This window comes from Micromonospora sp. DT53 (assembly GCF_049841535.1).
In the GTDB taxonomy this organism is placed as follows: domain Bacteria; phylum Actinomycetota; class Actinomycetes; order Mycobacteriales; family Micromonosporaceae; genus Micromonospora.
This window is the reverse complement of sequence record NZ_JBNCKM010000004.1, coordinates 72,488-74,698: the sequence shown is the minus strand read 5'-3', so window position 1 is coordinate 74,698 and position 2,211 is coordinate 72,488. Positions and strand designations below refer to the sequence as shown.

The following is a 2,211-nucleotide window of genomic DNA, read 5'->3' as shown; positions in this document are numbered from 1 at the left end:
ACCTCAGCCCTACCGCTCCGCGCGCGCCGATCTCAGTCCTGCCGCTCGGTGCGCTCGATCTCCGCGAACGCGGCGGCCAGGTAGTCGTCCAGCGGCACGCTGGTCGCCGCCAACAGGTCGGCCACCAGCAGCGGGGCGTGTCGGGCGAGCGCCGACGCGTCCGGCGTTGACTCGTCGCCGTCGGGGTCGTACACCCCCAGTGCGCCGGCCAGCAGGACGAGCACCACGTGCGGGTCGACGTCGGAACGCCACCGCGTCGACTCCTGCACGCAGCGGGTCAACACCTGGCGGATGTCGTCGCCGGTCAACCCGTCCGGATGGCTCTCCTCCAGCAGCAGCCGGACCACCGCGCCGAGCACCAAACCGGAACGCTCGTCCGCGGCGAGACCGTCGACCGCCTCGTCGTACGCCTGACCGTCGCGGGCCTGGGCAGCGGCGACGGCCGTCGTTGCGGTCACCGCGATGGCGCGGGCGGTAGCGGGCAGATGTCGCCAGGTGCCGGTCATCGAGCCAGCATCGCAGACCCGGCGGACACCAACCGACCGCGATCAAGGCGAGTGGATCAACGTGGGATTGGTCACCCGGCGGCCAGGATCACCGCTAGACGTGGCCAAAACGGTTCGCGCGGCGTCAGACCCAGCGAACAGAATGCCGGCATGCTGCGTCGTGCCCTGCCCCGCCGTTCGGAAGCTCGCCGGATCCTCCTCGGCACTCTGCTGTCGGCGATCGGGCGGGGTCTGACCCTGCCGTTCCTGTTCATCTACCTGACCGACGTACGCGGGCTCACCGACACCCGGGCCGGGCTCGTCATCGGCTGGTACGGCGTGGTCACCCTGGCCCTCTCACCGCTGGGCGGGACACTGATCGACCGGATCGGCGCCCGCCGGGTGGTGGTGCCCTGTCTGCTGATCGAGGCCATCGGCACCGGTTCGTTGGCGCTGGTCCACTCGACCGGCTCGGCCCTGCTGGTGATGACGGTGATCGCCATCGGCAGCTCGGCGATCTGGTCCGGGCAGAACACCATCCTCGCGTCGTTGACCGACGACGATGAGCGGCAACGCGTCTTCGGGTTGAACTTCGCCCTGCTCAACCTCGGCATCGGCATCGGTGGCATGACCTCCGGCGCGATCGTCGACACCGCCCGGCCCGGCACCTTCCACACGATCTACCTGCTGGACGCGGTGACCTACCTGATGCCAGCGTTGATCCTGCTCACCCTGCCCGGCGTGGGCCACCGACTCGGCAAACGCCGAGGCGTCGACGAGCCATCGCCCGGCGGCTACCTGACGGTGCTCCGTGACCGCCCGTTCCGGCGGCTGGTGATCTTCGGGCTGATCCTCACCACCTGCGGGTACGCGCAGGTGGAGGTGGGCTTCGCCGCGTACGCGGTGCGGGTGGCCGAGGTGAACCCCCGGGTCGTGGCCTGGGCGCTCGCGGCCAACACCGTGATGATCGTGCTCGCGCAACTGCTGGTGATCCGCCGGATCGAAGGGCGCAGCCGCACCCGGGCGTTGGCCGTGGTGGGAGCGGTGTTCGCCGCAGCCTGGCTGGTCCTCGGCGCGGCCGGCCTGGTCAGCGGTGAGAACGCCGTGCTGGCCGCCCTGTGCGTGGTGCTCTGCTCGGCGATCTTCGGCTTCGGCGAGACGATGCTGTCCCCGGTGATGCCCGCGCTGACCAACGCGCTGGCCACCGACGAGCTACGCGGCCGGTACAACGCGATGAGTTCGATGATCTTCGGCGTCAGCGGTGTGATCGGCCCGGTGACCGCCGGTCCGCTCCTCGCCGCCGCCAACGGCATGGTCTGGGTCGCGACCGTGGTCGGCGGCTGCCTGGTCGCCTCACTTGTCGCGCTCTCCCTGCGCCGGCTACTCACCACCGAGCAGGACGGCCTGGCGACGACCGCCCCGGCGTCCCGCACCCCCGCGCCCGCCCCCGCCTGACCTCGAACACCCCGCGCGGGACCGTGACATACCCACGCCCCGCGTCTCACAAGCCACCACCTCGCCGTTCGTCCGTCGCCTCGGCGCCCGGCCCCGACTCGGCCTGACGCACGTCCACGCCACGCCGTTCGAGACACCCCGCGCCCCCATCGCCCTCGCACCCCCGGCGCCCCGGCGCCCCGGCACCCCCGGCACCCCGGCACCCCGGCACCCCGGCACCCCGGCACCCCGGCACCCCGGCACCCCGGCACCCCGGCACCCCGGCACCCCG

At 72.2% G+C, this 2,211-nt stretch carries 2 protein-coding genes; one reads left to right on the top strand and one right to left on the bottom strand.

The genetic code is table 11. From position 1 onward, the window contains the following. Window positions 1-32 precede the first annotated feature (32 nt). Window positions 33-506, bottom strand: coding sequence for a hypothetical protein (locus tag ACLQ3B_RS14530; RefSeq protein WP_425781011.1), 474 nt, complete (start codon window positions 504-506; stop codon window positions 33-35). A gap of 150 nt (window positions 507-656) precedes the next feature. Between ACLQ3B_RS14530 and ACLQ3B_RS14525 the strand changes: the two genes are divergently transcribed. Next, on the top strand, window positions 657-1,940 hold the full coding sequence (locus tag ACLQ3B_RS14525; protein ID WP_425781009.1) for an MFS transporter: 1,284 nt from the start codon (window positions 657-659) through the stop codon (window positions 1,938-1,940). Window positions 1,941-2,211 lie beyond the last annotated feature (271 nt).